Source organism: Catellatospora sp. NPDC049609 (genome assembly GCF_040675365.1).
In the GTDB taxonomy this organism is placed as follows: domain Bacteria; phylum Actinomycetota; class Actinomycetes; order Mycobacteriales; family Micromonosporaceae; genus Catellatospora.
In genome coordinates this window covers 1-5,888 of record NZ_JBFAOU010000298.1, presented here as the reverse complement: position 1 = coordinate 5,888, position 5,888 = coordinate 1, and the positions used below count along the sequence as shown (strand labels likewise).

The 5,888-nt window shown below is 76.0% G+C and carries 7 protein-coding genes and 1 pseudogene; 6 read left to right on the top strand and 2 right to left on the bottom strand.

The window, feature by feature from the left end; all coding sequences use genetic code 11:
• Positions 1-207: 207 nt before the first annotated feature.
• From AB0J67_RS38775 to AB0J67_RS38765, 3 genes are read left to right on the top strand one after another with little or no spacing between them, the layout of a single operon-like run.
• Positions 208-648 carry an NUDIX domain-containing protein gene (locus tag AB0J67_RS38775; RefSeq protein ID WP_363490431.1) on the top strand — a complete coding sequence of 147 codons (441 nt, stop codon included), beginning with the start codon at positions 208-210 and terminating at the stop codon, positions 646-648.
• 60 nt (positions 649-708) lie between these two features.
• On the top strand, positions 709-1,476 hold the full coding sequence (locus tag AB0J67_RS38770; protein WP_363490429.1) for a hypothetical protein: 768 nt from the start codon (positions 709-711) through the stop codon (positions 1,474-1,476).
• A 60-nt stretch (positions 1,477-1,536) separates the two neighbouring features.
• On the top strand, positions 1,537-2,166 hold the full coding sequence (locus AB0J67_RS38765; protein WP_363490427.1) for a hypothetical protein: 630 nt from the start codon (positions 1,537-1,539) through the stop codon (positions 2,164-2,166).
• 60 nt (positions 2,167-2,226) lie between these two features.
• On the opposite strand, the gene AB0J67_RS38760 is transcribed toward AB0J67_RS38765, so the two are convergent.
• Entirely contained in the window at positions 2,227-3,591 is a 1,365-nt protein-coding gene (locus AB0J67_RS38760; protein WP_363490433.1) for a PLP-dependent aminotransferase family protein, read from the bottom strand.
• Between the two features lie 73 nt (positions 3,592-3,664).
• Between AB0J67_RS38760 and AB0J67_RS38755 the strand changes: the two genes are divergently transcribed.
• A complete protein-coding gene (locus AB0J67_RS38755; RefSeq protein WP_363490425.1) occupies positions 3,665-4,687 on the top strand; it encodes a DMT family transporter in 1,023 nt (340 codons plus the stop codon).
• 87 nt (positions 4,688-4,774) lie between these two features.
• Here AB0J67_RS38755 and AB0J67_RS38750 read toward each other — a convergent pair whose 3' ends face one another.
• On the bottom strand, positions 4,775-5,347 hold the full coding sequence (locus tag AB0J67_RS38750; RefSeq protein ID WP_363490423.1) for a TetR/AcrR family transcriptional regulator: 573 nt from the start codon (positions 5,345-5,347) through the stop codon (positions 4,775-4,777).
• A 106-nt stretch (positions 5,348-5,453) separates the two neighbouring features.
• Between AB0J67_RS38750 and AB0J67_RS38745 the strand changes: the two genes are divergently transcribed.
• Positions 5,454-5,588, top strand: coding sequence for a hypothetical protein (locus tag AB0J67_RS38745; RefSeq protein ID WP_363490421.1), 135 nt, complete (start codon positions 5,454-5,456; stop codon positions 5,586-5,588).
• Between the two features lie 5 nt (positions 5,589-5,593).
• A pseudogene (locus AB0J67_RS38740) lies at positions 5,594-5,888 on the top strand (hypothetical protein); the annotation flags it as partial.

The following is a 5,888-nucleotide window of genomic DNA, read 5'->3' as shown; positions in this document are numbered from 1 at the left end:
GGGTGGTGAAGTAGGCGGTGAACCCTGCCCTCAACGCCGCGACGGCCGGCAAAACCCACATCGCGGTGTCGCTGGCCGTCGCGGCACTCACCCCGGTCGTCTGTGTACGGTTCGACGGCGCCGCGCGTCCGGCGGTAACGTCGCCCGGCGCACGTGATCGGCGGCGACGCCGGACACCGATGACGACAGTCCGACGGGGGAGTGAGCATGCCGGAGAAGCCGGTCCGCCAGAAGGTGCTCTGCTACATCGTCCGCGACGGCAGGCTGCTGGTCTTCCGGCACGTCGACTACAGCTGGGAGGAGGTCGGCATCCAGGTCCCCGCGGGCAGCGTGCAGCCGGGCGAGACACCGGAGCAGGCGGCCCTGCGCGAGGCGGCCGAGGAGACCGGCCTCGGCACGGTCAAGCTGGTCGGCAAGCTCGGCGAGACCACCTACGACAGCACGCCCTACCGGTACGAGCTGCACCACCGCCACGTCTTCCACCTGACCGTCACCGAGGACACCCCCGAGCGCTGGTTCAGCAGCGAGGACGACCATGGGGACGCGCCGATCCGCTTCGAGTGCTTCTGGATCCCGCTGGCGCAGGCGCACGTGCTCCAGGCGGGACAGGGTGCGCTGCTGTGGCGGCTGCCCGCCGACGTCGTCTGACGCGCCGATCCACCGGATCGACCCCTGCCCGAACGGGCGCGGCGGTGCCATCATCGGCGCATGAGACGGCGGCTGTGGTCGGCGGCCCGGGACGCGCTGCGCTCCTCCCCGCAGGACGCGTACGCCATCGGGCTGGCCCAGGCCGCGTTCCGCGACGCCGCGCGGCCCGACGCGATCGCCACGCTGCTCGCCGCAGCGCAGGAGGCGGACGACGCGGGCAGGCCGGAGCTGGCTGCGGCCCTCTACCGCCAGGCCGCCGAGGCCGGTGACCACCGCGCCGTCGTCCGGCTGGTCAACCGGCCGGGCATCCGGGAGGACCGCGCCGCCATGGAGGCCGTCTACCGCGGCGCGGTGGCGGCCGGGGACGTGCGCTCGCTGGCGGGACTGGCCAACGTGCGCGCCCGGCAGGGCGACCCGGCCGAGGCGCGCAAGCTGTACGTCCGGGCCGTCGCGGCCGGGGACGTCGCCGCGCTCACCGCGTACGCGGCCTTCCTGCGTAACCACGGCGAGCCGGGCGAGCACGAACGCGCCATCCAGGCGCACCGGCAGCGGGTGGACCGCGGCGACGCCGGGGCGCTGGCGGTGCTCGGCGCGCTGCTGCTGGCCGTGCCGGGCGGCCGGGCCGAGGCCGAAGCGGTGCTACGCCGGGGCGCCGCGGTGCTCGACGACCGGTCCCGATGCCTGCTCGCCGCGCTGCTGCTGAACGAGGGCGCGGTCCGGGTGGCCACCGAGCTGGTGGAGCGCGTCCGCGCCACCGGCGACGAGCTGGCGCGCGCCTACGCCGACCGGCTCGCCGACGAGTACGAGCTGCCCGTCGACCCCCGGTGACGGTGTGACGGCCCCGGCCGGGGCCGCCCGAGACCTGATCATGGGACTAGGATGCGGGGCATGGCTCTGCTGCACCGCGCGTACCTGCGTCCCACCAAACTCGAGCTGCTCACGGCATGGCTGCCGGGCCGCCCCTGGTTCGCCGGGGACGCCACGGCCGCGGTCGAACGGGTGTCCGCCTGCCGGTTCGACGACCCGGACGGCGCGGTGGGCATCGAGACGCTCCTGGTCCGGGCCGGTGACGGGCCGATCCTGCACGCGCCGCTGACCTACCGCGGCGCGCCGCTGCCCGGCGGCGACGCGTTCCTGCTGGGCACCACCGAGCACGAGGTGCTCGGCAAGCGCTGGGTGTACGACGCGTGCGGCGACCCGGTGTACGCGGCCGCGCTGGCGCACGCCGTCCTCACCGGAGGCGGCCAGGCCGAGGAGTACTTCGAGGTCGACGGGCGCAAGGAGGTCCGCGAGGCGGCGATGACCGTGACGGGCAGCGGCGCGGGGGACCCGGCGCCCGGCATCGGCACGCTGGTCCGGACCGTGGACGGCGACCCGACGACCGTGGTCACCGACACCGTCGAGCTGGCCGTCGCCCGCGTCGTCGGCGCGGCCCCGCTCCCCGCCGGGGAGACCCTCACCGGCAACTGGCCCGGCCTGGCCGCGCCGGTGCTACTCGCCTCCGCCCGCCTCGTCTGACGCCGTCCGGCCCACCGTCGTGCCCGACCGGTCGGGTGCCGGCGCCGCGTGGCGGTGTCGTCAGGGCAGCAGCCCGGCCAGCGTGGCGACGGCGGCGGTCAGCTCGTCCGGGGTCTGCGCGGCGTAGCCGAGCACCAGCCCCGGCGGGCCGTCGCCACCGTGCCGCAGCTCGGACAGGGCCAGCGGGCCGAGCCCGGCCGACCTGGCCCGTGCGGCCAGCGCCCGGTCGTCCACCCCGGACGGCAGCTCGACGACCAGGTGCAGCCCGGCGGCGACGCCCGAGATCCGGGCCTGTGGCAGGTGTGTGCGTAGCGCCGCGACGAGCGCGTCACGCCGCGTGCGCTGCGCCCGCCGCGCCCGCCGCAGATGCCGGTCGTACCCGCCGCTGCCGAGCAGCTCCGCGAACGCCAGCTGCTCCAGCGCCGAGCCGCCCATGTCGGCGTCGGACTTCGCCCTGCGTACGGCGGGCAGCCAGGCCGGTGGCGGCACCAGCCAGCCGCGGCGCAGCCCCGGGGCCAGCGCCTTGCTGGCCGAGCCGACCAGCGCGACCACGTCCGGGGCGACGCCCTGCAGGCAGCCGACGGGGTCGCGGTCGTAGCGGAACTCGGCGTCGTAGTCGTCCTCGATGATCAGACCGCCGGTGCGGCGCGCCCAGTCGATCAGCTCGGCCCGGCGTCCCGGTGCCAGCACGACTCCCGTGGGGAACTGGTGCGCGGGCGTGACGAACACGGCCTGCATGCGGCCGAGCGCGGACACCACCGCGCCGCGCTCGTCGACGGGCACCGGGTGCAGCGTGAGCCCGTACGCGAGCAGGTGGTCGCGGATGCCGGCGCTGCCCGGGTCCTCGACGCCGACGTCGGTCATGCCGCGCGCGGCGAGCACTCGCCCGAGCAGGCCGAGTGCCTGTGCCGCACCGGTGGTGACCACGACGCCGTCCGCGCCGGTCCGGGCCGCCCGCACCCGGCCCAGGTATGCCGCGAGCTCGGCGCGCAGCCGCGGCACGCCCGCCGGGTCGGTGTAGTCGAGATCGGAGTCGAGCGCGCCGGTCAGCGCCCGCTCGTACGCCCGCCGCCACGCCGCCCGGGGGAACATGCCCAGGTCCGGCACGCCCGGCCGCAACGGCGCGACCCGTCCGGCCGGCGGCGGCGACGGCTGTCCGGCGGACGCCGGGACGGGCGGGGGCGCGGGCGCGACGGTGGTGCCCGAGCCGCGCCTGCTCACCAGCCGTCCCTCGGCCACCAGCTGCTCGTACGCCGCGACGACCAGCCCGCGCGACAGTCCCAGGTCGGCCGCGAGGTCGCGGCTGGAGGGCAGCCGGGTGCCGGGCGCGATGCGCTGCTGGGCGACGGCCTCGCGCAGCGCCCCGATGAGCCGCTCGCCGACGCCGGGCCGGTCGCGGTCGAGGGCGAGCAGCGCCTCCAGCACCGCCAATTGGTCCTCGATTCCCTGTGCGAAGTGGCCCTGTCCGGTGTACCAATGCCGACCATACCGTCGGATCGTGAACCGCGACAGCCTGGCCGGAGCGGCCCTGTGCAGCTTCGGCATGATGATCCTCGGCGGCTCGGTGAGCCTGAGCCGCCTCGTTCTCGACTACCCGATCCTGACCGGCCAGGCGATGCGCTACGCGCTGGCCGCCCTCCTGCTGGCCGCGCTGCTGCGGCTGTTCCCGCGCCTGGGCGGCGCCTCATCAGCGGGCGGCCACGAGCCCGTTCCGCCGCCCGTCACCCGGCTGGGCCGACCCGTGCGCGCGTCACGCGGGATCCGCCCGGACGGCCGGGAGTGGGTGCTGCTCGGCGGGGTGGCGCTGCTGGGCCTGGCGCTGTTCAACACGCTGCTGCTGACCGCGCTCGAGCACGCCGACGCGGCCGTGGTCGGCACCGTCGTCGGCGCGGCGCCGCTCGGGCTCGCGCTGGCCGGGCCGCTGCTGCGGGCGCAGCGCCCGGCGGCGCGGCTGGTGACCGCCGCCGTGACCGTCGTCGCGGGCACCGCGCTGGTGCACGGCGCCGGGTCGGCCGACCCGGTGGGCCTGGCGGCGGCGGTCGGCACGCTGGTGTGCGAGGTGTCGTTCTCGCTGCTGGCGGCCGCCGTGCTGCCCCGGCTGGGCGCGGTGCGGGTGTCGGCGTACAGCTGCGCGCTGGCGGTGCCGATGCTGCTGGTCGCGGGGCTGGCCGCGGGGGAGTGGGGGCGGCTGCGGGTGCCGACGGCGACCGAGGCGCTGACGCTGCTCTACCTCGCGGTGATGATGACCGTCGTGGCGTTCCTGGCCTGGTTCACCGGGCTGCGGCTGCTCGGCGTGGAGCGGGCCGGCATGTTCGCCGGCCTGGTCCCGGCGGCGACCCTCGCCGCGGCGGCGCTGCAGGACCAGGCCGTGCCGGGCCTCACCCAGACCGCGGGCGTGCTGGTCGTCGTCGCGGGTCTCGTCCTGGGCGCGACCGGCGGCACCCGCCGTGCGGACAGACCCGAGCCGACCGGTCCTGCCTTCGTGCCGACGGGAGCCCCGGCCCCCGGCCCATCCTCCTAGGACGGCCAACGGAACGTGCGGCCGCTCACCGATAAGACGAATGTCCTGGTTCCCGGTGGTGCAGATGGAGATCGCCGGCTGGCGGCGTCAGGCGGGCGGGCGCAGGCCGTCCAAGGTCACCGTGACCAGGCGACGCAGGGCGGCCTGCGAGGTCAGCGCGCCGGCGGCCTGCAGCGCGTGGAGGCAGTACCCGGCGAGTTCCGGCGCGGGCACATCGGCGCGCACGTCGCCGGTGCGCGCGCCCTCGGCGAGCAGTTCGGCCACCAGGTCGCGCAGCTGCCCGTGGGCGTGGGCGACGTCGGGGCCGCGGTGCAGCGCCGCCGCGACGTCGCCGCCGTGCTGGGCCCGCCGGCAGATGTGGGCGTACGCCTCCAGCACCGTCACCAGCGCGCGGCGCGCGTCGCCGGCCTGTTCGCGTACCGCCGACAGCTCGCGCAGGTGCGCGCCGACCTGGCGCTCGTGCCACGCCCGCAGGATCGACTCGACATCGGGGAAGTACTTGTAGAGCGTGGCGCGGCCGATGCCGGAGGTCTCCGCGACCTGCGACATCGTCACCGAGGCGGGCCCGCGCTCGGCGACCAGGGCGGCGGTGGCGTCCAGCACCGCCTCGCGGACCGCGTGGCGGTGCGCGTCGATCGTGGCGTCCCAGAGCTTCGGCACCACGCCAGTGTACGAGCCGTCGCTATGAAGACAGACTGTCTTGATACAGACACACTGTATCGCTAAATTGGGCGACGACACGGACACCGCACCTCTGGAGGTCGACATGACCCCGTCCCCGCCCGCAGGCGCGGGCATGCCCCGCTGGTTCAAGATCTTCGCGCTGGTCGGAGTCGTGCTCGCGGGCGCGTTCCTGATCGCCCACCTCACCGGCAACGTGCCCACCCACGGCGGCCACTGATGCCCATGCCGCCGCCACTGCGCCGGATCGCGCTCACGGCACACGTCAGCACCTCGGTGGGCTGGTTCGGCGCGGTCGCCGCCTTCCTCGCCGTCGCCGTCGCGGGACTGGCCACCGGCGACACGGACCGGGCGCACGGACTCTACGTCGCCGCGGACGTGATGACCTGGGCCGTCATCGTGCCGCTGGCCGGGGCGTCGCTCGGGTCCGGCCCCGGCAGGACAGCGCGGAGCTGGCTCAGGTCGTCCAGCGGCGCGTTGACAAGATCAACAGCCGTTCGGGCGTACGCATCGAAGTTCA